The organism is Rhodococcus sp. WAY2 (assembly GCF_009859915.1).
Lineage (GTDB): Bacteria > Actinomycetota > Actinomycetes > Mycobacteriales > Mycobacteriaceae > Rhodococcus_F > Rhodococcus_F oxybenzonivorans.
In genome coordinates, this window is sequence record NZ_CP046572.1 from 5,010,224 (window position 1) to 5,033,436 (window position 23,213).

The 23,213-nt window shown below is 67.8% G+C and carries 15 protein-coding genes; 7 read left to right on the forward strand and 8 right to left on the reverse strand.

Annotated features, from left to right (window positions below; genetic code table 11):
* Positions 1-5: 5 nt before the first annotated feature.
* The 3 genes from GFS60_RS22590 to GFS60_RS22600 all read right to left on the reverse strand — a co-directional run bounded on the left by GFS60_RS22590 (position 6) and on the right by GFS60_RS22600 (position 3,993).
* Complete coding sequence (locus tag GFS60_RS22590; protein WP_159924760.1) at positions 6-359, reverse strand: hypothetical protein; 354 nt, start codon at positions 357-359, stop codon at positions 6-8.
* Complete coding sequence (locus GFS60_RS22595; RefSeq protein ID WP_109332862.1) at positions 356-595, reverse strand: hypothetical protein; 240 nt, start codon at positions 593-595, stop codon at positions 356-358. Before GFS60_RS22595 ends, GFS60_RS22590 begins: the two co-directional genes overlap by 4 nt.
* A gap of 128 nt (positions 596-723) precedes the next feature.
* Positions 724-3,993, reverse strand: a complete 3,270-nt coding sequence (locus GFS60_RS22600; protein ID WP_159924762.1) for a (Fe-S)-binding protein — start codon at positions 3,991-3,993, stop codon at positions 724-726.
* Positions 3,994-4,624: 631 nt separating this feature from the next.
* Here GFS60_RS22600 and GFS60_RS22605 point away from each other — a divergent pair.
* From GFS60_RS22605 to GFS60_RS22620, 4 genes are all read left to right on the forward strand, one after another.
* Positions 4,625-5,062 (forward strand): hypothetical protein, encoded by a 438-nt coding sequence (locus GFS60_RS22605; protein WP_159927466.1) that lies wholly within the window; start codon positions 4,625-4,627, stop codon positions 5,060-5,062.
* 301 nt (positions 5,063-5,363) lie between these two features.
* On the forward strand, positions 5,364-6,047 hold the full coding sequence (locus tag GFS60_RS22610) for an ammonium transporter (protein ID WP_159924764.1): 684 nt from the start codon (positions 5,364-5,366) through the stop codon (positions 6,045-6,047).
* 201 nt (positions 6,048-6,248) lie between these two features.
* Positions 6,249-6,968, forward strand: coding sequence for a hypothetical protein (locus tag GFS60_RS22615; RefSeq protein WP_236603255.1), 720 nt, complete (start codon positions 6,249-6,251; stop codon positions 6,966-6,968).
* On the forward strand, positions 6,965-7,660 hold the full coding sequence (locus GFS60_RS22620; RefSeq protein ID WP_159924768.1) for a hypothetical protein: 696 nt from the start codon (positions 6,965-6,967) through the stop codon (positions 7,658-7,660). Before GFS60_RS22615 ends, GFS60_RS22620 begins: the two co-directional genes overlap by 4 nt.
* Before the next feature lie 134 nt (positions 7,661-7,794).
* On the opposite strand, the gene GFS60_RS22625 is transcribed toward GFS60_RS22620, so the two are convergent.
* The 5 genes from GFS60_RS22625 to GFS60_RS22645 form a co-directional block, all read right to left on the reverse strand.
* Positions 7,795-9,105: a S1 family peptidase gene (locus tag GFS60_RS22625; protein ID WP_159924770.1), complete on the reverse strand. Its 1,311-nt coding sequence runs from the start codon at positions 9,103-9,105 to the stop codon at positions 7,795-7,797.
* A gap of 250 nt (positions 9,106-9,355) precedes the next feature.
* A complete protein-coding gene (locus GFS60_RS22630; RefSeq protein ID WP_159924772.1) occupies positions 9,356-10,678 on the reverse strand; it encodes a S1 family peptidase in 1,323 nt (440 codons plus the stop codon).
* Between the two features lie 112 nt (positions 10,679-10,790).
* The gene (locus tag GFS60_RS22635; protein WP_159924774.1) at positions 10,791-11,939 is read right to left on the reverse strand and encodes a hypothetical protein; all 1,149 of its coding nucleotides are present in this window, start codon (positions 11,937-11,939) and stop codon (positions 10,791-10,793) included.
* A 145-nt stretch (positions 11,940-12,084) separates the two neighbouring features.
* Positions 12,085-14,046, reverse strand: a complete 1,962-nt coding sequence (locus tag GFS60_RS22640; RefSeq protein WP_159924776.1) for a LuxR C-terminal-related transcriptional regulator — start codon at positions 14,044-14,046, stop codon at positions 12,085-12,087.
* Positions 14,047-14,055: 9 nt separating this feature from the next.
* Positions 14,056-15,879, reverse strand: a complete 1,824-nt coding sequence (locus GFS60_RS22645; RefSeq protein ID WP_159924778.1) for an Hsp70 family protein — start codon at positions 15,877-15,879, stop codon at positions 14,056-14,058.
* 411 nt (positions 15,880-16,290) lie between these two features.
* Here GFS60_RS22645 and GFS60_RS22650 point away from each other — a divergent pair, with 411 nt between their 5' ends.
* From GFS60_RS22650 to GFS60_RS22660, 3 genes are all read left to right on the forward strand, one after another.
* On the forward strand, positions 16,291-19,602 hold the full coding sequence (locus GFS60_RS22650) for an IniB N-terminal domain-containing protein (protein ID WP_159924780.1): 3,312 nt from the start codon (positions 16,291-16,293) through the stop codon (positions 19,600-19,602).
* A 315-nt stretch (positions 19,603-19,917) separates the two neighbouring features.
* Entirely contained in the window at positions 19,918-21,717 is a 1,800-nt protein-coding gene (locus GFS60_RS22655) for a dynamin family protein (RefSeq protein WP_159927468.1), read from the forward strand.
* Positions 21,714-23,210, forward strand: a complete 1,497-nt coding sequence (locus tag GFS60_RS22660) for a dynamin family protein (protein ID WP_159924782.1) — start codon at positions 21,714-21,716, stop codon at positions 23,208-23,210. Before GFS60_RS22655 ends, GFS60_RS22660 begins: the two co-directional genes overlap by 4 nt.
* Positions 23,211-23,213: the final 3 nt, after the last annotated feature.

Sequence of the window (23,213 nt, forward strand, 5' to 3'; positions counted from 1 at the left end):
ATCGGTCAGACGTCGAGCAGGGCGCGCGACGACGCGGCGGCGTAAATCAGCATGAGCACGAACAACATCCAGCCGGCGCCCTGCCAGATGAACCATCTGCCCCCGGTACGCCACACCTGATATGTGCGGACGAAGGCCGTGACACCGCCGAGGAGTAGCACGAGAGGAGGGCCGAAGACGAGAAGGTACTTTTCGTCTCCGGCACACTCCATCATCGAGTCCGTGCAGTCCCCGGATTTTGTCGACATCCACACGAGTGCCACCAACATTGTCAGCAGTGCGGCACCGAGTACCGACAACGTGAACGTGGCGGCACTTCGAAAGGTGCGATCGGTGTCTCGACTTTCGTCCGTCGTCATCGAGCGACCCGATCGACCGGCTCGCTGTGTCCTGCGGCGCCCGCGCAATGGGCGCAACAGAACATCACTTCCTCTACCTCGACGCCGTGACCGATGATCCGGCACCCGCAATGCGAGCATTCGGGTGCCATCGCCGAGATCGCGCACTCGAAGCTGTCGAAGGTGGCGGATCGATCACCCCGGGTCACCGTAAATGTTTTGTCGTACTCGTTTCCGCAGGTCTCACACGTGGCCATGTCGACTCCTTCCTCGCGGACACGAGAGTCGGTTACCCCCGGTCGCTGACGCGAATCAGGCGGTCACACCGCGAAAACAGCGCCCCCACCGTTTCCGGTGGGGGCGCTGGTTGTCGTGCTGAGTGGAGCTAGCTCTTGCGACCCGGTGCCTTGGCTCCGGATTTGAAGCCGAGCCCACCCGGCTTCGCCTTCGGCGGCGGCGGCGTCTGGCCGTTCGATCCGTCACCGTTCGGCGCCGACTCCTGGGCTGTGTCGACGGCATCGACCTTCGTCGTTGTCGTCTTCACGGCTTCAGCCTTGGACGCTGCGGCGGTGTCCGCCTCGCCTGCCGGTGCCTGGGGAGCAGCGGCCTGGGAAGCAGCGGCCTTGGGAGCCGCTGCCCGGCGGGCGCCCGGTGCCTTGGCGCCGCCCTTGAAACCGAGCCCGCCGGCTTTCGGAGCCGGGGGAGCCTTCGGTGCCTCGCTGACAGGAGCTTCAGAAGCAGGTGCCTCGGCGGTCGAAGGTGCCTCGGGTTCGGCAGCCGGCGCCGGTGCAGAATCGGCCGTCGGAGCGGCGTCGGCCTTGGCGCCGGGCGCCTTCGCCTTACCCTTCATCTGCAGACCCTTGCCGCCCGGTGCCTTGGCTCCGGAGGCGAGTCCCAGGCCCTTCGGCTTGGGTGCCTCGGACGCGGCAGGTGCCTCGGAGGTCGGGGCTGCCTCGGCGGGAGTTTCGGACGGCGCCGACGAGCCGGCAGCCGGAGCAGCGGCCTTGGCTCCGGGCGCCTTTCCGGCACCCTTCATCTGCAGACCCTTACCACCGGGAGCCTTGGCCCCGCCGGCGAGTCCCAGGCCCTTGGGCTTGGGAGCCTCTGCGGCAGGTGCCTCGGCGCTCTCGGCCGCCGGAGCTGCGGTCTTCTTCGCGCCGGGCGCCTTGGCGCCGCCTGCCATGCCGAGCCCCTTGCCGGGAGCTTTCGCCCCGTGAGCCTTCGCGCCAGGTGCTGTGGCGCCGGGTGCCTTGGCCAGGCCCTTCATTGCCAAGCCCTTACCGGCGGGAGCCTGCTTGGCGGCCGGAGAGTCGGCCGCCTCCTCGATCTCCTGGACCCGCTCCTTCTCGACGACCTCGGCCTTCGCCTCGTCCTTCACCGGCTCCACCGGCTTCTGCGGCTCGGCCGGCTTCTCACGAGGGATCACCTTGATGTTCTCGGCCAGCTTGTCCGCGTCGAGACGCGTGATGGACGACAGCATCAGCTGGGCGACGTCCACGACCTCGACGCCTTCACCCTGACCGGACTCCTGGCGCGCGGTGACACCGTCGTTGAGCATGACCCGGCAGAACGGGCAACCGGTTGCGATCTTGGTGGTTGCGGTGCTCAGCGCCTCGTCCACCCGGTCGACGTTGATGCGCTTGCCGATGTTCTCTTCCATCCACATGCGGGCACCACCGGCACCACAGCACATCGAACGCTCGCCGTGCCGCGGCATCTCCTTGAGCTTCGCGCCGGACGCCTCCATGAGTTCACGCGGGGCGTCGTACACCTTGTTGTGACGGCCGAGGAAGCAGGGGTCGTGGTAGGTGACGTCCTCGCTGACCGAGGCGACGGGGATCAGCTTCTTCTGGCGGACCAGGCGGTTGAGCAACTGAGTGTGGTGAACCACCTCGTACTGTCCACCGACCTGTGGGTACTCGTTGCCCAGGGCGTTGAAGCAGTGGGCGCAGGTGACGACGATCTTGCGCTTGTTCTGCTCGACGCCGTCGAACACCGAATTCAGCGTTTCGATGTTCTGCATGGCCAGCTGCTGGAACAGGAACTCATTGCCCGCACGCCGGGCGGAGTCGCCGGTGCAGGTTTCCTCGGCGCCGAGAACCATGAACTTGACGCCCGCCGTGGCAAGCAATTCGGCGACAGCCTTCGTGGTCTTCTTCGCACGGTCCTCGTAGGCGCCGGCGCAGCCGACCCAGAACAGGTACTCGTAGTCCTCGAAGCTGTCCGCATCCTGGCCGTAGACCGGGATGTCGAAGTCCATCTCGCTGATCCAGTTGAGACGGTCCTTGGCGTTCTGACCCCAGGGATTGCCCTTGTTCTCGAGGTTCTTGAAGAGTCCGGCGAGCTCGGAGGGGAACTCCGACTCGATCAGCACCTGGTAACGGCGCATGTCGATGATGTGGTCGACATGCTCGATGTCCACCGGGCACTGCTCGACACACGCACCGCAGTTGGTGCACGACCACAAAACCTCGGAGTCGATGACCGGCGCCAACTCGCCCTCGACGGTCTCGCCGACGAGCTTGCGCTCCGCCTCACGACGGGCACTCTCCGGGATGGCGGAGAGCTTCGCCTCGTCCACGCCGCCGTCGCCGTCGACCAGACCGATCTCGTCGCCGCCCATGTCCTTGCGGCCACCGGCCAGCAGGTACGGGGCCTTCGCCGACCCGTGGTCGCGCAGCGACGTGATGAGGAGCTTCGGTGACAGCGGCTTGCCGGTGTTCCAGGCGGGGCACTGCGACTGGCAGCGGCCGCACTCGGTGCAGGTGCTGAAGTCGAGCCAGCCCTTCCACGAGAAGTCCTCGATGTTGCCGGCGCCGAACGTGTCGTTGTCGGGATCGGCATCCTCCATGTTGATCGGCTTGCCGCCGGACATCATGGGCTTGGCCGCACCGAGGGCGACGCCGCCGTCGTCCTCACGCTTGAAGTAAATGTTGAAGAAGGCCGCGAACCGGTGCCAGGCGACACCCCAGGTGATGTTGCGGCCCACGATGTACAGCCAGACCATGCCCGACATCAGCTTGACGAACGCGAAGACCGCCACCAGGTTGGGACTAGCGGGCAGCAGCTTTGCCAGGTTCATCGTGAAGAAGTCGGTCCACGCGTTGGCATGCCCGTAGGTGGCGATCTTGCCGGCCTTTACGAAGATCATGCCGAGACCCTCGATGAGGACGACCGCCTCGACGAAGTACGCCGCGCGGAAGTTCGAGCCCGCGAATCGGGACAGCCGCTCCGGCCTGCGCGGGTGGTTGAGCTGCCGGATCACGATCAGGGTGGTGATACCGATGACCGTGCCGAGGCCCAGGACCTCGTCGATGAAGTGGTAGACGGCGGTGTTACCGACGAGCGGCCAGTGGAAAGCCGGGTCGAAGGTCTGGCCGTACGCCTCGAACCAAACGACCGCGCCCAGCATGAACCCGACCATGACCAGCCAGTGGGCCCAGCCGACCGTGCGGAACTTGGCCATGCGGGTGTGGGCGATGAACTCGACGCACATCTGCTTGAAGCGGGGAAGGAAGGGTCGCCAGCGGTCGGGTGCCGGTTGGCCCAGGCGGACGATGCTCACCGTCTTCAGCACGCCACCGATGAAGGCGAACCAACACACGAGGCTCAACAGCACGCCGATGGTGCCCAACGTGATCGTCAGGGCATTCATGTCGCGGCCTTTCGTTTCAGGGCGGCGCGGGGGCCACCACGGGAATGCTCAAGATCGTAACCCGTCATAAGTTACCCGCCAGTAACTCTAACATCCTACTGACCGGTAACCAGTGTTTTTCGACGGTCTACCAGCACCGTCGGGGTATCCAATCGGTGTGAGAGGTAGCACCGACCGGACGTAACTGAAAGTCACGTTAGGTGGTCGAAAAGTGACCCCGCTCCCAAGGTCGTCCTAACTTCACTTTTCAGGCGTGCGGAATGTGCAGTCGGTGGTCCTCCTGCCGGGACATCACCGGGCGGCCGCTGTCACGGAGATGATGCGAAGGCGTTGCAATCGAATAACAATTACTGCAGTTCTGTTTGGTTTTCGGGCGGATTTTCAGCGATTGGCGGCTTTTGTCATTCGACTGAATTACGAAAGACCGCTCATTACCCGTCGGTAACATGGGACCGGTAACGAGTTTCTTTTTTTGAACGTTTCGATCGTGACTGCGCTGTTACTCTGAGCGTGTTTTCCGGCTCTGCCCAGGGTCGTGCGGGGAGGGCTCAGCGCGCAAGTCGATCCAGAACACGTGCTCCAGAACACGGTTTTCCAGTACTTCGTCGGGACGTTCCTGAAAGAGGCATCCATGATCGTGAGAAAAGCTGCAGCCACAGCGGGAATGGCGGCACTGGCCATCGTCTCAGCTGCTGGAGTTTCCCAAGCGGAACCTGTTGCGGGGCCCGCTTCCGCGCCGGTATCGAGCGCACCGGCAGTGTCGTCGCTACCGTTCCACGACGTCGCCTCCCGGGAGGAGAACGACCGGGCCTTCGCCCAGTTCGGTACACAGGTCGGTATCGCGGTCACTGTCGGTAGCTTGGTCGGGACCATTGCCGGCGCTGGAATTGGTTGTGCTCTAACGATTCCCGCGGGATGTCTACCGGGAATGGTGACAGGCGCGGGGATTGGCGGTGTCCTTGGAACGATCGTCGCCGGCGGCCCCACGCTGGGTGTGAGCGCGTATCAACTGTGGGAGACGTACAACGCCGCTCCCGGCACCTCCATCTACGCGGACCGCGACAAGTAGTCCCGGTCTCCCTGCTCCAGCCCCGTCGCGGCTCCTTCACGGCGGGGCTGTTCGCTGCCCGGGCTCGGAGAGCTGCCCCACAACGAAACCGTCCCCTGGTCTGTTTGCTGGAGATTATCTGAATGCGCACTCGGTAAGAGGTGATTGGCCGGGTTTCCATTCTCGTGAATGGTCGTCGATCCCTACTCGGTATCGGCATTGCCGTATTGCACGATTTTATCGAATAGTGCCTGAATTGGGATCTGTCACAGGCGCACGTTACTGTCCTTTATGGATGGGGTTGAAACTCTAAGGGGATGGAATGAAGTTGCGTCGTTTCGTTACGACATCGGCTCTATTGGTTGGTGTCCTGGCGACGGGCTCAGGGGTTGCGGTCGCGGACCCGGCAGAATCTCGCGACGATATCGGGTACGAGGCGCACATCGAGGACCGTGCCGTCGTGACCACACTCGATGCCGGCGTGTTCGAGGTCTCCTCGGACGGGGAGTCGGTCGCGATCAAGGATGCAGGCGGGGCGACCGTAGTGTCGCTTCCTCTCGCGTACCGCTTCGATGGACTCGAGTTTCCGTTCGAGGAGGAGATCACCGAAGACGGTAAGACGCTCCGTCTGACACCGAGCGTCGACAAGGCCGAAGCCACGCCCGTCGCTCCCGACGACCGGATCGAGGCCATCGCGCTGCACGACGTCGCTTCGATCGACGAGAACACCCGAGCTCAATCGGCCTTTCAGCAGCAACTGGGAATTGCCACCACGGTCGGGAGTCTCGGCGGCACGATCGTCGGCGGAATCCTCGGATTCGCTGTCGGATGCGCTATCGGCACTCCCGTCGCGGTGTTCGGATGCCTGCCGTTCGGTGTGACCGGAGCCGGAATCGGCGCCATCATCGGCACCATTGTCGTCGGTGGTCCCACGCTGGTAGTCGCGGGCATCGATCTGATCAACACGCTGAACGCGCCTCCCGGCACCACGAAGTGGGTGAAGTAGGAGGCGTCCGTCCCCTCTTCTCGCCCGCCCGCCCTCCCTCACCTGGAGGGCGGGCGGTTCCCGTTTCGGTGAGTGAGCTCGATCACACCTGCTGAGCCGACTAGCGGATCTGGGGAATGCTTAGGCTACCCTTCGTGCGTCCCATCGCTGCGCTCATTGAAACGGATCTCGATGATTCTTCGAAGGTTTACCGCTACTTCCATGCTCGTCGTCGCGGCGATGGCCCTGGCAGCTGCGCCGTCGGCCGCCGAGCCCGCGCCGGGACCTGCGCCGGCCGCGCAGCAGGGCGTCCCGAACATCAACTACCAGACCGCGCGTGACGGCGACGCGGCTGTAGCGACCATCGACGCGGGATCCTTCTCGATCAACGCCGCGAACGACACGGTCGACGTAATCAATGACGGGGGCGCCGTGGCGGCCTCCATTCCGACCTTCTTCCGGGTCGACGACCTGCAGCACCCGTTCGAGGTTGCCGTCGACCACTCCGCCAAGGTCCTTCGGCTGGTTCCCAACATGGATCCTGCGGCCGCGACCCCCGTTCCTGTCGCGGAACGACTGACTCTGAACGATGTCGCCGCGCCGCAGGACAAGGCTGAGCGCGACAAGCGGGCGCTCGACGACTTCCAGCAGCAATTGGGAATCACGACGGCAATCACGGCCATCGTCGCGGCGATCATCGGTGGTGGCATCGGCTGCGCGATCGGCGTCATCCCGGGCACGGCCGCCCTGGTGATTCCCTTCCTCGGACTGGCCGGTCCGGTTGCCGGATGCATCGGCGGTGCCCTGATCGTCGCGCCCGTGGTCGCACTTGCCGGCACCATCGTGGTGGGCGGCGGCGCGCTCGTCGTGCTCGGGATTCAGTACTTCAACACGATCAACAGCCCCTTCGTTCCCCCCGCCGCTCCGGCTCCGGCCGCATGAGCGGCCGTTTCGCCGGTTCTCTGCGCACCGTCACCAGCGGCGCGATCCTGGTCGTGGCAGCGCTCGCGATCTCGGCAGGGACCACACACGCGGCGCCGGTTCCGACCGCCGACTCCCCGGACATCGGGTACGCGGCCCACGCCGAGGGCACATCCGTCGTCACCTCCATCGATGCGGGAACGTTCCGCATCACCGACTCCGAGGACGCGGTGGAGGTGGTGGACGGCGGTGGCACCGTCGTCGCCGCGCTTCCGCTCACCATCCGTGTGGGGGAGGCGGTCTATCCGATCGACGTCGACCTCGCTGAGCGGACGCTGCGTCTCACGCCCCGCGTCCCGGCCGATGTCGCGCAGTCGCTGAAGTCCGTGGCCGACGAGGGTTTCGACACGCAGGACGAACGCGATGACAAGGCACTGGCCGACTTCAACAGTTACCTCGGATACGCCACCCTGATCGGTGGCCTGATCTTCGGCGTCGTCTTCGGGGTCGTGGGTCTGGTCGTGGGGTGCGGGCTCTTCGCGGTGACGCTCGTCGGCGCACCGATCGGCTGCCTCGGCGGCCTGATGGCAGGTTTCGCCGCCGGCGGCCTCGTCGGAACCATCGTCGTGGGTGGCGCCGCTCTGGCGATACTCGGCATCCAGTACCTCGTGACCGTCAACACGCCGTTCGTGCCGCCTGCGCCGACCGCCTGAATCACCGCGACCGACCGCCAGAAGAGAGACAACGCGAGGTCCCGCTTGACAGCCAGTCCCCACGATTCTCGACATACGACTACGGCCCGCCTCCTCGAGGAGACGGGCCGTAGTCGTATGTCTTGCGCCGAGTGTTACGACGTGCGCACGCGCAGACCCGGGTTCTCCGCGAGAATCGCATTGATCGGGGTGGCGAACAACTCGGGACTTTCGCCGAGGACGAAGGTGACGACGTCCGCGACCTGGCACACGGGGTACTGGCCCACGTTAGACGCGCTGGAGATGCCCAGGGCCTGAGTGCCGGTGACGATGGTGCCACCGCTGTCGCCCTGCAACGCGCACATGCTCGTCGAGAAGCTGTCTGCCAGGGTGCGTTCACCCACCGTGACGGTCTGGCCGACGGCCTTCACCACACCGCAGGTGTAGCCGGTGGTGAGACCGGACTTGCAGACGGGCGCACCGACGACGGGGTCAGCTGTTCCGGTGATCGCCAGAGGAGCGGCGCCGGGTACCCGGACACCGTTGTTCTCGAATCGGTGCGCAGCGCCCGCGTCGGCACGGATGATCGCGTAATCGTGGATGTCGAGACTCGTCTTGGCGAAGGTGCCCACGCGCGGACCCGTCCCGCCCGGAGCGAGCGCGAACGCCTCGGACGCGTCGGCGGTACCGGCAGCGGCGAGGTTGGGGTCGCAGTGTCCGGCCGTGATGTTCACCGGTCCACCCGAGTTGTCGGTGCCGTTGAAACCGAGCGAGCAACGCAGACCGATGCCACCACCCAGCGACCCGTAGGCGTCGCCGCCCAGCAGGGCGTCGGCGGGCATGACCTCTGCGATCGGTGCGAGGTCGGTGGACGGCTGCGGGGCAGCGGTGGCCGGTGACTGCACCACCCGTGCCCCCTGCAGGAAGTCGGGAAGCTGCAGGCCACCTGCGTTGTCGGCGCGGAGAACCAAGCCGTTGTTGACGATGTCGATGGTGACACCGCGAACGAGGTCGGCGACCGCGGGCGGCTGCGTGTCGAGCCAGCCGTCGAGGGTCTTCAGCTGCGCCTGCAGGCTGCTCTCACTCTGGGCCACGTCCTTGACCTGGAAGCCGGCATCGTGGGCGGCGGCCACCGCGGCATCCTTGTCGGCGCCGTCGGCCACACCGACGATGGCGTTGCCTGCGTCATCGAGCCAGGTACCGGCGAAGGCGTCCGGGAACTGGATGCGGGCGATCTTGGCGAACTCGGCGAGTTTCTGACCCAGCTCCGCATGCTCCAGGTACTGGTCCGGGCTCAATGCGAGGTCACGCTGGATCGCGTCGATCAGTTCGACCGGAAGCGCCGCAGCTTGATCGGAGACTTCAGGTTCGACCGGATCAGCCTGGGCGGAGGCGGTCACGGGACCGAGGAGCAGCAGCGCTGCCGAGCCGAACACGGCGGCACGACGTGCGATGGAGCTACGCATAGGGGCCTTTCTCAGTTCGTTTGTTCGCAGGCGCTCGCGGCGCATACGAATACGGCCCCCGCGGGTGGGGCCGTACACAGTCGGAGTCGACTATATGGGTTCCGGCCGTCTAATCCCACCTGTAACACTGTCGGCTGCGGCCGATCGGCCGACGGGCACACACACAATCCGACTCGGGTTCCGGACCGCGAAAACGACCTCACCCGGCATCCGAGTGACGGATGCCGGGCGAGGTGGAAGAACAGCGGAACTAGTCGGCGTTGGTGCGAACCTGCAGGCCGGAACCCGCTGCCGCGACGATGTCCGCCACCGGTATCCCGAGGTTGGCCGTGCCGCCCTCGGGGGCCAGGACCAAGTTGGCCTCGGTGCAGTTCGGCGCCCCACTGGCGTTGGATCCACTGGTGATTCCCAGCGCAAGCGTTCCGGTGACGATGGCGCCGCCACTGTCGCCGGCGAGCGTGCAGGCGGTGCCGGCGAACCCGTTGATCACGCGATTGCTGCCATCGGCCATGAACAGCTGCGTCTCGACGTGGTCGGCGGCCACCACACCACACGTGAAGGACGACGTCTGACCCGACTTGCAGATCGGGGCACCCACGACGGGCCGGGCAGTGCCCGTGATCTGCAGTGCGGTGCCGTTCGCGCCGCGGATCGCGGGACGGTCGAGGCCGGCCTGAACCCCGGCCTCGTTGAGCTTGATGAGCGAGTAGTCCAGCTTGTCTGCAGGGTTACCCACAGAGGAGTGGGAGAACGCTCCGATTTGCTGGCTGTCGTCGACGTTCTGGTGATTCGGGAGGAATACGGGGGACGGCTGGCCTTCCGCAGGATTGCAGTGGCCTGCGCTGATGTTGTAGGACTGACCGCTGTCGTCCACTCCGTTGAAACCGAGGGAGCAGACGGAAATCTCGCCGATCGGCGTCTTCGGAAGTTCACCCACCGTCGTGATGTAGGTGTCGCCGCCGAGGGGGCCCCTCTCGACCGGACCGCCGCCGCCGGGACTCAGCATGACCTTGACGTTGGCGAGCAGGGTCGGCAGGTTGAGCGCCTGACCGATGGGTGAATTGACGACGTCGATGACGACGCGGTTCTCGAGTACGTCGATCGACGCGGAGTTGATCTGCGAGGCGACATCCTTGGGGAGGCCCGCGATCCAGCCGTTCACGTCGGAAAGAGTCTTCTCGAGGCCGTTCGCGGAGACCGGCGCGATGCGCGTCGTATACCCGGCCTCAGCCGCCTTCGCGGCAGCCTCCGTGGTGGTGACCGCAACGACGGGCTGTCCGTCGAGACCGATCCAGGCACCGGCGAAACCGTCCGGATGCTCGGCTCGGAAATCCTCGGCGTAGCTACCCAGCTCCTGAGCCTTCGCGGCGCGGTCGAGGTACTCCTGCGGGCTGATCTTCAGATCGCGGGTGATCGCTTCGACGAGTTCGGCCGGCAACGCGTCCGCACTCAGCTGAGTTGTGCTGTCGGGCTGCGTAACGGGGTCTGCCTGGGCGGCGGTCGAGAACGGAAAGAGGAGAAGCATCGCCGAGGCGCCTACTACAGCGGCGCGGTGCGCCAGCACGTTACGCATGAAATCCCTTCTGCACGGAACCCGATGTCGAGGGATTCCTTCTGGGTGGGTATCAGCGCCCCACCTTAGGCTACGAACGCATAAACATGTCGGTGAGGTGTGACCGAAGCCTCTACTCGGCCGCTCCCGCCACCGTCGTGGTCGTGGTCGTCGTCGTGACCGACTCCGTCGACGTCTCCGTCGTAGTCGGTGTGGTCGTCGTCGGCGCCGTGGTCACCGTCGTCGTCGGCGCCGTCGTCGTCACGATGGTGACGGGCGGAAGCGTGATGACCGGCGGCGGCGGTGGCGGTGGCGGTGGCACGAACTGTGATGTCGTCGCCACCGGTGTCGGCTCGACCGCCGTATACGGAGGCGGGGCGACGTCGGTGGTCGCCGGCACCTCCTCGGAAACGGCAGTGGGAAAGACGACCGGCGCCTTCACCGCCGTCGTGGTCGACGACGGCAGCAGCGACGCGGTCTGGGCGTCCTGGATGGCGGGAACGGCCGTGCTGCCGGTGTCGGTGAGGGCGAAGGCCACCGCGCCACCGATGGCGATCAGTGCGGCTGCGGCGGCGCCGGCGAAGATCAACGGTGTGCGGGCGGTGCGCTTCGCGGCGGGTACCGGCGGGGTGAAGCCGGTCGGCACTGCGGCCGGCCCGGTGGCGACCGACGGGTCCGCGGCCGAACCTGCGACGATCGGCGCGGCGACGACAGCGGGCACATCTGCGACGGCGGAGTACGCGGTGTGCACGGGAGGTGCGATCACCGGGATCGACTCGGTGTCGGCCTGGGTGTCGTCGGGAGTCAATGCCAAGCCGGCGGCAAGCAGGGCCGCGCCGTGGGCGGGGGACTCGTCCGAGGCGGCCAGCGCCACGGACTCTGCGACGAGGGTCGCCTCCTGCAAACCCATGTAGTCGAGGGATTCGCGGAGCTTCGTCACCGTGTCCGCGGCCCAGTCCGACGGATGGGTGGCAGTCACCTTCACCGTCCCCGTCAGCCCCTCGGCGGCCTCGCGGAAGAGGCAGAACATGGCGGTGGCGACGAGATCCTCCGCCCGGGTGAGCGTGCCCGCGTACTCGATCCCGGCAGGCTCGCCGACTCGGGTGAGGAAATCCTGCACCGACCCCGTCGACTCCGTACCGGGGTCACCGAGCTGCACCGTGCCGTCCGGTGCGGTGAACAGGACGGACGGATGCTCGATCGTTCTCACATCGGTGCCCGAGGCGGTCACCACCGCAGTGGAGACCGAATGGCCGACGGTGAGTCCGACTCCGGTGGTCATCGCAGATCCTTACTGGGCGCACGGTCGTGGGTGCGTCACCGCACCACTACTTGAGGTGCGTCACCGCACTATTACATGAGGTGCGTACCGCACCACTGCACTGTGTGTCGCCCGACGAGGTCGAATGGTTACACCGGTCCCGGCGTCAGGAGCGTGCGGTGTCCGACGTAGTCCCATGTCCCATGGCGCGCAGCATCGACAGCAGCTCCGACCGCGACTCGGCGCCGAGGCGCCGCCGAATCCGTGCCACGTGATGTTCGATCGTCTTGGCGGAGATGTACAACCGGCTTCCGATCTCCCTGTACGTCAGTCCCTGGACGAGCAGCTCGGCCACTTCGGCTTCGCGGTCGGTGAGGGTGCCCGGCGCACTCGGACCGGCAACTGTTGCGGGTTCCGCGCCCGTCGCTGTCGCTGTCGGCTGGCGGAGGGCCCGCGCCACCTGGAGCAACGCGGTGGCCACCCTGGTGTCGGAGGCGCGCAGCGCGGCCTCTCCGGCCAGGCGCGCACCATCCCAGGGAAGTCCGATCCGGTCGAGGGTCCGGGCAGCGTCCTCGACGGCTGTGACATCGATATCGCCCTGCAGCACCCGCAACCAGGCCCGCCCGGCACCGGCGAGGCCGGCGGCGTAGGCGCTGACCTTCGAAGCTTCACCGAGGGCCCGCGCGTGCGGGATCAGATCGGCGGGGCATTCGGCCAGAATCGAGGCCTGGACGCCGTACCAGTGCAGGGCCGACGCCCACATGGCGGGTTCGCCGAGAGTGCGTACCAGCGACTGTGCGTCCTCGACCAGATGGGTGATGCGAGCAGCCTCGCCGACCCGGATCGACGTCAGCCACAGCTCACCGAGGGGTAGCAAGCTCAAAAGGTCCACCGAATACTCGGCGAGAACCCCCTGCGCTCCGGCCCACGCCTGCAACAGTGCGGCGTTGTCACCGGTCCGCCGTGCCAAACCGACCCGCAGGCCGTGGACGAACAGAAGATCACGCTGGTGCATGGTGTCGACGTCGAGCGAATCGAGCCGGGCCTGCGCCGACGGGAGGTCACCGCGCACCATGGATGTCCACGCCGTCAGGAGGTGGTGCCGATTCGCGGTGACACTTCCGGGCCGGTCGCTCTCCCGGGCACGAGCGAGCACGGCTTCCGCGTGGGCGAGTTCACCGCAATGGAGGGCGGCCAGAGCCGTGATTGCGGCTGGGGAGTCGGGCAGCACGCGGGGCCGCGCGGCGCGACCCGGCAACGACAGCGCTCGGGTGAGGGAGTTCAGTGCCGCATTCGCGGAACCGGTCACCGAGTGCACGAGCCCGGTTGCGACGAGGGCGGCTCCGGCAGTGGTGGCCGTCGGTGGCGCACCGGCGCTCGCGGCGAGGACGGATTGCGCCTCGTCGAGCCGGCCGGCGACGACCAGAACGGAGGCGGCGACGGAGGCGTCCGAACCCACCCGGCTCGGGCCCAGCCAGGCGTACAACTCGGCACTGCGGTCGATCATCCCGCAGTAGGCGGCTCCGGCGGCCGACACGCGCACGGCAGCAGCCAGATCCGCATCACTGACGGAGGCCGACCGCTCGAGTACCGAATCGGCGAGACCCACGGCCGTGTCGAGGTCGCCACTGAGGGCGCAGGCCTCCGCGTAACCGAGAACGGCGGTATCGTCGAGCCGGCCGACGCGTTCGGCGTCGCCGTACAGCGACACCGCCTCGGACGGATCGGCCAATTCTGCTCGGCTGCAGAGGAACTCGGACAATTCGCTACTGCGGACACCCGTCTTGGCCACTGCCCGGGCGACGGGGAGGGTGAGCGTACCCGCGGCGACATGATGGGTGAGCAGGCGGCGAGCCAATGCGTGCACGCGGTTCTCGCCGAGGACACCGGCGAGACGGCGGCGATGCGGCTCGACGAGGGTGTCACGGTCGTCGACGTAACCGTCCGCGCGCAACACCTCGATCACACTGCGTGCGGAGTCGGGGTCTATGTCGAGGACAGCGGCGACCACGATCTCGTCGGGGTCGTTCCCGAGTAGCAGCAATCCGAGTACCGACAGCTGGGAAGCATCGAGCGACGCGAGGTCGCGGTGGGTGGCGGGTGCAGGCGACGGAGGCCGTGTAGACACCGGCGGTCCCTATCCGCCGTTGCCGGATGGGAAGTTGGGCACAGGTAATTGCTGAGGCGCCGTCGGTATGTACCCTCCGACGATCTGCGCTCCCTCTATGAAGGAATTCGCGATTTCGCCGCCGTCCGGCTGGACAGGAACAGGTGCCGGTGCGGGGGCCGGCGCGGGAGCGGGAGCCGGTGCCGGTGCCGGTGCCGGTGCGGGAGCCGGAGCAGGGGCAGGTGCTGGAGCAGGTGCTGGTGCGACGGGCTGAGCGCCGGGGGCGGCCGGGGCGGGGGCCGGTCCGACCGGTGCCGGCGGCGCAGCCGGGGCTCCGGGTGCGGCTACCGGAGTGGCGACACCAGCGGCGGTTCCGGGCACGCCCGTCGCCGCGACACCGGCTGCTGCACCGGGATCTGCCGCGGCCGACGTGCCGGGGGCGGCCGCCTCGGCCGGGGTGCCGGAGGTGGTCGCCGAGCCGCCCGAGGTGCTCGACAACTGGGAGGTGGCCGAATCGGACTCGGCCGTCGGGGCGGTCAACGCGGTGCCGAGCGAGAGCCCGCCGGCGCCGAGTAGCACGATCGCCGCCGCGGACGCCGCGATGATGCCGGCCTTCTTCTTCCTGGACATTCCAGTGGGTGGGGGATCGGCGAGGACCGGTGCCGGTGTTCGTGGTGTGAAGGCGACGGTCTCGGCGTCGGAGTCGATGTGAGCGACCGGAACGGCCGCAGCGGCGGGCGCGGCGACGGGCACGACGGCAGGCATCCGGGCGACGGTCGGGGCGGCGGCGCGTCCGGCATTGCGCTCGCCCGCGAGTAGGGCCGCACCGAGCGCGGCGGTGTGCGCCGGACGTTCCGCGGCGATCACCGGGACACGCAGTTCCGCGGACAACAGCTCGGCGACCAGCGGAATGGCGGCACTTCCCCCGGTGAGCACCACCTGGGTGATGTCGCTGGACTCGAGGCCGGCAGCGTGGATGCTCTCACGGACGAGCGTCACCGATTCTTGAAGGGGTTCGCGAATGAGGTCCTCGAGCTCGGAACGCACCAGCCGCACGTCCGTGGAGACCCCGGGAAGCTCGATACTGATCGTGGCCTCCGTGTCGGAGGAAAGAGCCTCCTTCGCGGCGGTGCAGCGCGCGCGCAGCACGGTCAGTGCGGCCACGGTGTCCGGAGCGAACGGATCGATGTCTCCGAACTGCTCGGCGACGTTACCCAGCACGTACTGCATAGTGGCGTGGTCGAAATGTGCGCCACCGAAGTCTTCGGAGCGGACCGGCTTACCGAGCACACCGGCACCCTCACCGTTCTCGGTGGAACGGAACAAGGTGATGTCGAGGGAGGTGCCGCCGAGGTCGTAGATCACGGTCACCGCGTCGCGGAGCGTGCCACGGGTTCGCTCGAGCCATGCCGTCACGGCCTGCGCTTCGGATACCAGGGTGGCGTCCGCGACACCGGCTTGTTCCAGCGCCGACGCCAGCACACCGACCGTGTACGGCGACCAGACAGTGGGGTGGGTGACCACCGTGGTCGGCATACCGTGTCTGCCCGATGCGGCTTCGTGCACGATGCAGCTGACCGCGGTGGCGACGAGGTCCTCGCCCGAGTAGGTCGAGCCGTCGTCGGCGAGTATCCCCACCGGATCCCCGACACGGTTCGCGAAATCGGAGACCGCGATGGCGTCCGGCTCCTCAGGATCGGTGCCGAGGACCGGTGCCCGATCGGGGGACAGGTGGAGAATGCTGGCCCGTGACAGGACGGTGAGGTCCGAGGCCTCCGCAACACCCGTTCCGTCCGCGTCGACTGCGGCCACCGTATTGACCGATCCGACACCGATGCCGAGCGCTGCAGCCATGTTCCACTCCTGTGGTCCGGGCGGGCGGGCGCCGCCGTGTCATTTGGACGGCACCGCCGCCGTGTCATCTGGACGGCACCGCCGCCGTGTCCATTAGACGGCACCGCCGTCGTGTTCTCAGACGGCACCGTCGTCGTGTCGTTACCCGGCTTGTCGCGTGCAATGGCTGTTTCGTTACGTCGACAGTGCAGGTCGCCGCACATTACGGGGACGATCCCCTAACGGCCCCCTACCCCCTAACGAGGTGCCGGTTCCCCCCGAGGGGGCATCCCCGATCGAGGGGTGCGGGAGTGGGGGGCCGCTCCCCGTTGGGAAGGGGGCCGCCGATCCATAACGTGGGTTTCACTCGCCGTCACAGCTGTTGTGGTGGCCACCCGAACTCCCCGATCCTCGACCACAGGAGAGATTGCCATGGCTACCAACGCCGTCCTCGAGTTCATCCTCGGCCTTCTTCGCGACGAGCAGGCTGCTGCCGCTTACTGCGCCAACCCGACGGACGCACTGTGCGCCGCAGGCCTGGAGGGTGTGACCCACGCGGACATCGTGTCCGTCGCCCCGATGGTGGCCGAGTCCGGACTGTTCGCGGGCGGCGGAGCCGACCTGGCTGCCATCGTCAACGCCGGCACCGGCGTCGTCGGTGACGTCGCCGGTGGGATCGGTGCCGGAATCGGCGGTGGCCTGGGCGGTGGCCTCGGACTCGGTGGCGGCCTCGGCGGTGCAGTAGGCGTCGGAGCGGGTGCAGGCCTCGGCCTCGGCGCCGGTCTCGGCGGCGACTTCGACTTCGCGGCAGAACTGAGCGCAGCCTTGAGCGCGGCACTCGGTGCGGCGCTCGAGATCGGCGGCGAGATCGGTGCGCAGCTCGGTGCAGCACTCGGTGCGGCGCTCGACGCTGCGCTGTCTCTCACCGGTGGCCTCGACCTCGACAGCGCCCTCGACATCGGCGGCGTCATCAGCGGTGCACTCGACGGCTTCCTCGGCCTCGGCGGCGAGATCACGGCCCAGCTCGCCGCTGCTCTGACGGCAGCTGTCTCCGCGGTCCCGGCGATCGATCTGACCGGTGGACTGACCGCGATCCTCGCTCCCGCGCTGGCCATCGGCGGCGACCTGGGTGCCGAGGTGGGTGCTGCCCTCGGCGCGGTCCTCGGTGTGGTCGGAGACGTGAGCGGCGACCTCGGCGGTGACATCCTGGCCGGCATCGGCGGCGGACTGGACATCGGTGGCGCACTCGGCTCGACGCTCGGTGGTGTGCTCGGAGTGGACGCCGGGCTCGGCGGCGCTCTCGGCGGTGCCCTCGATGCGGCGATCGGTGCGGGCGGCGGCCTCGGCGCGACGCTCGAGGGACTGCTTGGTGGCGATCTGCTCGGTGATGTGGCGGGTTCGCTCGACGGTGTGCTCGGTGCGGATCTCGGTGGTGTGCTCGGTGGCGCGCTGGGTGGGGTTCTCGGTGCCGGTGGTGACCTCGGTGCGGATCTCGGTGTTGCGCTCGGTGCGACTCTCGGTTCGATCGCCGATCTCGGTGGTGGCCTGGACCTGGACGCGGTTCTCGGTGCGGAGGGTGGTCTCGGTGCGGTTCTCGGTGGTCTGCTGGGCGGCGAGCTCGGTGTCGGTGGCGATCTGACCGCTGGCCTGGGTACCGCCCTGGAGGCGGTTCTCGGTGCCGGTGGCGGGTTGGACCTCGGTGCGGTTCTCGGTGCGGATGGTGACCTCGGTGGTGCGTTGAGCGGTCTGCTCGGTGGTGTGCTGGGTGCCGGTGGCGATGTCAGTGCCGACCTCGGTGGTGCGCTGGGTGGTCTGCTCGGTGGCGCCCTGGATCTCGAGGGTGGTCTCGGTGGCGCCCTGTCGGCTGCGCTGGAGAGCGGTCTGGGACTCGATGCCGCGCTCGGCACGGTCCTCGGTGGTGCGCTCGGGCTCGACGGTGGCCTGGCCACCGAGTTGGGCAGCACCCTCGAAGCGGTGCTCGGCGCCGGTGGTGTGACGGACATCGACCTCGGCGGCCTGCTGGGCGGCGACCTGGGTCTCGGACTCGGTGGTGACCTCGGACTCGGTGGCGAACTGACTTCCGAGCTGACGACGGCGCTCAGCGGTGCCCTCGGATTGGGCGGCGAGGCCGGTGCGGATCTCGGAGCCGTTCTGGGCGGTGCGCTGGAGAGCGGTCTCGGACTCGGCGGCATCCTCGAAGGCGGTGCGGATCTCGGAACCACGATCAGCAGTGCACTCGGTGGGGCCCTCGGAGTCGACGGTGACGCCACCGCCGGCCTCGGCGCAGCACTCGATGCGGCGCTCGGAGCCGGTGGCGGGGTCGACCTCGATGCGGTGACCGATCTCGGTGGTCTGCTCGGCGGCGCCTTCGGTGTCGGTGGCGGCGCAGGAGCCGACCTGGGTGCAGCTCTCGGCGGCGTCCTCGGTGGCGCACTCGAAACCGGCGGCGCTCTGGACCTCGACACCGTCCTCGGTGGCGAAGGAAGCATCGGTAGCACTCTCGGTACCGCTCTCGGTGGTGTCCTCGGGGCCGACGGTGACCTCAGCGCCACGCTCGGCTCCGCATTGGAGACCGCACTCGAGGCCGGCGGTGGACTCGATCTCGACTCGGCGCTGGATGCCGACCTCGGACTCGGCGCTGCTGCCGGTGTGGGCGGGGCCCTGGACGGTGCCCTCGACGCGGGTACCGACCTCGCGGGTGGCCTGACCGGCGGCATCGACGGTGCCCTCGGTGGACTGATCGACGCAGGTAGTGAGCTGACGGGCAACGTCGGTGGAGCTGTCGGTGGCGGTGTCGCCGGCGGCGCGGAGACCGCCGCGGGCATCGGTGCCGGAGTGGCGGCCGGTGTCGGTGCGGTCGCCGACGCGGGCGCCGACCTCGGCGGCAACCTCGGAACCAACCTGGTCGGCGGCCTGGAGACGGCCGGTGGCCTCGGCGCCGGTCTGACGAGCGGCCTCACCGGCGGACTCGGCGGAATCTTCGATGCCGGCGCAGGCCTGGGCACCGCGGTGACCGGAAGTGTCGACGGTGCCGTCGACGCGGTCGGCGAAGCAGGTGCCACGGTCGGTGCCGTGGCCGACGCAGGCGCGAACGTCGACGCCAACCTCGGCGGTGCGCTCGACACCGCGGCGAACCTCGGCGGAACCGTCGAAGGCGCGCTGGACACGGCGGCGAACGTCGGTGGAACCCTCGGTGGCACGGTGGACGCCGCGACCGGAATCGGTGGCGACGTCGCCGGTGGAATCGAAGGCAGCGTGGACAGCGCGGTCGACGCCACCGCAGGTCTCACCGGTGGCCTCGACGCCACCACCGATGCGGTGACCGACCTCGGTGCCGGACTGTCGGGTGGCGTGGGTGGCCTCGGTTCGCTCGGCACCTCGGTCGGTGGAGCCCTCGACGGAGCTGTCGATGGTGCCGCCGGAGTGGGCGGTGCAATCGACGGTGGCGCTTCGGCCGGTGGATCGGCCGAGGCAGACGCGACCACGGGCGGTTCGGCTGACATCGGAGCGGTCGGCGGGGCTGTGGCCGACACCACCGGTGAGATCGGCGGCGACCTCGAGTCGACGCTGGGCGGCACTGTCGATGCGGGTTCCAACGCCTGGTCCTCGATCGACGCCCAGGACGCCTTCGGTGCGGAGTCGAGCCTGACCGGTGATTCGGAAGGCTCCCTGTTCGCCGACACCGACTCCTCGGTGGCACCCACGCAACACGTCACGGACGTTGTCGATCACTTCGAACCGTGATGAGACGGCGGTTCCGGCATCCCCCAGACGGGGCGGCCGGAACCGCCGTACGATGTAACGAAATCAGCCCCGGACGCGCTATGCGGACGGGGCTGATTCCACAGTCGGGTGTGGGTACACCGGAACGCGGTGTGCGCACGAGGTCGGAAGAATTGCGGGTCAACGGAACTCATGGACAGTGCAGCCGCTAGAAGCAGTGCCGCCAAGCACAGTGCCACCGCAAAGCACAGTGCCACCGGCAAGCACAGTGCCGTCGAGCACAGTGCCACCGAGCACGGTGCAACCGCCGAGCACGGCGCCACCACTGCGCAATCCATGACCGCCCTGCTGGAGCAGACTCTGGATGTCGCGCGGCGGTTCGGACGCGGAGATCTGGCGCAGCGGCTGGACCAGGCCCGGACCCGCGTCCTCGATCCGCGGATGCGCATCGTGGTGGTCGGCCCGCTCAAGCAGGGCAAGAGCCAGTTCGTGAATTCGCTGCTCAACCTGACCGTGTGCTCGGTCGGTGACGACGAGACCACCGCCATTCCCACCCTCGTGCAGAATGCGGAGACTGCGTCGGCGGAACTCGTCCTCGCCGATCCCGGCGCAGATCCGATCCGGGTCCCGCTGCCTCTCGAGGAGCTGACCGGCATTACGCCCGCCTCACCCCGGGCCGGGGGCCGGGAGGTACTGCGGGTCGAGGTCAACGTGCCGAGTCCACTGCTGGCGGACGGCTTGGTCCTGGTCGATACTCCCGGCGTGGGCGGCGCAGGCAACCCACATGCCGCGAGCACGCTCGGGCTGATTCCCGCCTCCGACGCCGTCTTCGTTCTCTCCGACGCGAGCCAGGAGTTCACCGAACCGGAGCTCGGATTCATCAGGCAGGTCACGAGCCTGTGCCCGTCGGTGGCCTGCCTGATCAGCAAGACCGACCTGTATCCCCATTGGCGGGACATCGTCGAGGCCGATCGAGGGCACCTCGCGCGCGCCGGCCTCGACGTACCACTGATTCCCATTTCCTCACTCCTCCGTTCCCATGCGCTGCGGCTGCAGGACGAGGAGCTCAACACCGAATCGGGCTTCGTCGAGCTCTACGCCTTCCTCCGCGATCGGGTGGTGGCCCGCGCGGAGTCGAACACGCGTCGCGCGGTGTCGCTCGACGTGTCCTCGGTGGCCGAGCATCTGACTCTGGGAATCGGTAGTGAGCTTGCCGCCCTTCGTGATCCGGCCAAGGGTGTCGCTGCCGTCGCCGAGCTGCAGAAGGCGAAGGCCGCGGCGGAAGATCTGCACAAGCGGACGTCGCTGTGGCAGCAGACCCTCGGAGACGGTATCGCCGACCTGGCCGCGGATATCGATCACGATCTCCGCGACCGGCTGCGCCGCGTGACGCGGGAAGCCGAGGAAACCGTCGACCAGGGGGACCCGGGCAAGGACTGGGACGCGTTGGGGCAGTGGCTCGAGCAGGAGTTCGCCACCGCTATCGGTGACAACTTCGTGTGGGCGCACGACCGCGCGCTATGGCTCGCCGAGGTGGTGGCTCAACACTTCGCCGAAACCGGTGCCGTGGAGCTTCCGCACCTCGACATCGCGAACGTCGACGGGGTCCTCGAGCCCGTCGCTTCGCTCGCAGATCTCGAGTCGGGCCGGATCGGCATTACCCAGAAAGTGCTCGTCGGTATGCGCGGCTCGTACGGTGGTGTGCTGATGTTCGGGCTCATCACCACCATGATGGGCATGGCGCTGGTCAACCCCATCTCGATCGGGGCCGGTGTCCTTCTCGGTACCAAAGCGTATCGAGAGGACAAGGAGAGCCGGGTCCTCAAGCGGCGGGGCGAGGCGAAGGCGGCCATCCGCCGGTTCGCGGACGACGCCAGCTTCCAGGTGGGCAAGGAGTCGAAAGACCGGCTCCGCTCGATCCAGCGGTTGCTGCGCGATCACTTCACAGGCATCGCCGAGCAGGCATTGCGCTCGATCAACGAGTCGCTGCGTGCCGCGCAGGAGGCGGCCAACCTCGAGTCCACCGAGCGCACGCGCCGGATCGCTCAACTCGAGAAGGATCTGCACATCGCCTCCGAACTGAAGGAGCGGGCAGCCCAGCTCGTCGTCGGCGACGCCGGAGCGATCACGGCATGACCGCAGCGCCACTTCCGGAGGCCCGCAGGCTGATCGCGTCGGCCAGGCAGCTCTACGCCGGCCGGCCCGAGATTCGCGATCAGCTCACCGAATGCGCTCGCCGCCTCGAACAACCACTGCGGGTAGCGCTGGCGGGTTCTCTGAAAGCCGGCAAGTCCACGTTGCTCAATTCGCTGGTGGGCCAGGACATCGCCCCGACGGACGCGACGGAGTGCACCCGTGTCGTCACGTGGTACCGCAGCGGGTCGACGCCCGCCGTCACCGCCTGGTACCAGGCGGACGGCCCCGACGGCGCGTTGGCCTCGGCGAACGTTCCGGTGTTGCGCCGGGACGGACATCTGACTTTCGACCTCGGGCACCTGACCGCCGCGCAGGTGGACCGACTCGATGTGGAGTGGCCTTCGTCGGCGCTTGCCCACACCACCATCATCGACACGCCCGGCACCTCATCGCTGTCGCGGGACGTGTCGGCGCGGACCCTCGAGATGCTGACCCCCGACAACGAGGCTTCCGGTGCCGACGCCGTCGTCTACCTTCTGCGCACCCTGAACGCGACGGATGTGCAGTTCCTCGGCCAGATCGGGGATCACGTGGGGGACGAGTCGGGTCCGCTCGGTGTGGTCGGTGTCGTGTCCCGAGCCGACGAGGTGGGGGCGGGACGCCTCGACGCCATGATGTCGGCGAAGGAAGTGGCGTCCCGGTTCGCGGGCGAGCTCGAACGCACCGGGCTGTGCCAGGCGGTGGTTCCCGTCGCAGGGTTGCTGGCCTTGGGTGCCCGTACGATGCGGCAGGCCGAGTTCGCCGCATTCCAGCACCTGGCCGAGGTATCGGTGGACGACCTGAACATGGCCATGCTGTCGGCCGACCGTTTCGCCCGGGAAGACAGCCCGCTGCCCGTCGATGCTCGAATGCGGGCGCAGCTGGCCGACCGGTTCGGGTTGTTCGGGATTCGAATGGCCGTCACGTTGATTCGGCTGGGCACCCGGGACTCGCCGACGCTGGCCGCCGAACTGGTGGAGCGGAGTGGGCTCGACGAGTTGCGTCAGGTCATCGACATCCAGTTCGGGCAGCGTGCCGACCAGTTGAAGACGCACTCCGCGCTGGTTGCGTTGAAGCGGGTGCTCACTGCCCATCCGGTGCAGGGCGCAGGCGGGATTCTGCTGGCTGCCGAGCGTCTGCTGTCCGATGTGCACGGTTTCCAGGAACTGCGGCTCCTCGGGCGGCTGCGGTCCACCGAGGTGGGGCTACCCCCCGACGACGTGGCCGAGCTGCAGCGACTGATCGGCGGATTCGGGATCTCGATCTCCGAGCGGCTCGGGACCGACAATGACGACGCGGTGGAATTGCAGCGGATGAGGGCACTCGCCGCCGTCCGGAAATGGCGGGAACGCGCGCGTCACCCGTTGCTGGACCAGTTCACCGCCCGGGCGTGCACCGTTGCCGCACGAAGCGCGGAAGGCGTCCTGGAAGAGCTGAACTCGGTACTCCTGTAGCGC

Excerpts from the sequence above, each read along its gene's own strand:
- GFS60_RS22655 (WP_159927468.1), top strand. The coding sequence starts at position 19,918 with ATGACCGCCCTGCTGGAGCAGACTCTGGATGTCGCGCGGCGGTTCGGA.
- GFS60_RS22625 (WP_159924770.1), bottom strand. The coding sequence starts at position 9,105 with ATGCGTAGCTCCATCGCACGTCGTGCCGCCGTGTTCGGCTCGGCAGCG.
- GFS60_RS22630 (WP_159924772.1), bottom strand. The coding sequence starts at position 10,678 with ATGCGTAACGTGCTGGCGCACCGCGCCGCTGTAGTAGGCGCCTCGGCG.
- GFS60_RS22610 (WP_159924764.1), top strand. The coding sequence starts at position 5,364 with ATGAAGTTGCGTCGTTTCGTTACGACATCGGCTCTATTGGTTGGTGTC.
- GFS60_RS22645 (WP_159924778.1), bottom strand. The coding sequence starts at position 15,879 with ATGGCTGCAGCGCTCGGCATCGGTGTCGGATCGGTCAATACGGTGGCC.
- GFS60_RS22650 (WP_159924780.1), top strand. The coding sequence starts at position 16,291 with ATGGCTACCAACGCCGTCCTCGAGTTCATCCTCGGCCTTCTTCGCGAC.
- GFS60_RS22595 (WP_109332862.1), bottom strand. The coding sequence starts at position 595 with ATGGCCACGTGTGAGACCTGCGGAAACGAGTACGACAAAACATTTACG.
- GFS60_RS22600 (WP_159924762.1), bottom strand. The coding sequence starts at position 3,993 with ATGAATGCCCTGACGATCACGTTGGGCACCATCGGCGTGCTGTTGAGC.
- GFS60_RS22660 (WP_159924782.1), top strand. The coding sequence starts at position 21,714 with ATGACCGCAGCGCCACTTCCGGAGGCCCGCAGGCTGATCGCGTCGGCC.
- GFS60_RS22590 (WP_159924760.1), bottom strand. The coding sequence starts at position 359 with ATGACGACGGACGAAAGTCGAGACACCGATCGCACCTTTCGAAGTGCC.
- GFS60_RS22635 (WP_159924774.1), bottom strand. The coding sequence starts at position 11,939 with ATGACCACCGGAGTCGGACTCACCGTCGGCCATTCGGTCTCCACTGCG.
- GFS60_RS22620 (WP_159924768.1), top strand. The coding sequence starts at position 6,965 with ATGAGCGGCCGTTTCGCCGGTTCTCTGCGCACCGTCACCAGCGGCGCG.
- GFS60_RS22605 (WP_159927466.1), top strand. The coding sequence starts at position 4,625 with ATGATCGTGAGAAAAGCTGCAGCCACAGCGGGAATGGCGGCACTGGCC.
- GFS60_RS22615 (WP_236603255.1), top strand. The coding sequence starts at position 6,249 with ATGCTCGTCGTCGCGGCGATGGCCCTGGCAGCTGCGCCGTCGGCCGCC.